General features: G+C 69.6%; 1 pseudogene. It reads left to right on the forward strand.

Annotated elements, in window-relative coordinates:
* A pseudogene (locus tag G6O54_RS37105) lies at window positions 1-375 on the forward strand (IS701 family transposase); the annotation flags it as partial.

Genomic DNA, 375 nt, shown 5'->3' on the forward strand with positions numbered 1-375 from the left:
GTCGACGACACCCTCTGCCACAAGCGGGGCGCCAGGGTCGCCTTCGGCGGCATCTTCCTCGACGCGGTGCTCTCCTCCAAGAAGCACAAGACCTTCCGGTTCGGCCTCAACTGGGTCGTCCTGGGCATCGCCGTGCCGATCCCGTTCCGCACCGACCGCTACTATTGCCTGCCGGTCCTCTGGCGGCTCTACCGCAAGAAGGGGCAGCCGGGGCATCGGCCCCGGCCGGCGTCGGCCGCCGAGCTGGCGCGGAAGCTGGCCGAGGCGAATCCGGAGCGGACCTTCTGGCTGGTCGGCGACAGTGCCTACATCAACGAATCCGTGCTGCGGGGCCGGCCGACGAACCTCCGGGTGATCGGGCCGCTGCACTGGAAG

It is taken from the genome of Aquisphaera insulae, from assembly GCF_011064615.1.
GTDB lineage: Bacteria > Planctomycetota > Planctomycetia > Isosphaerales > Isosphaeraceae > Aquisphaera > Aquisphaera insulae.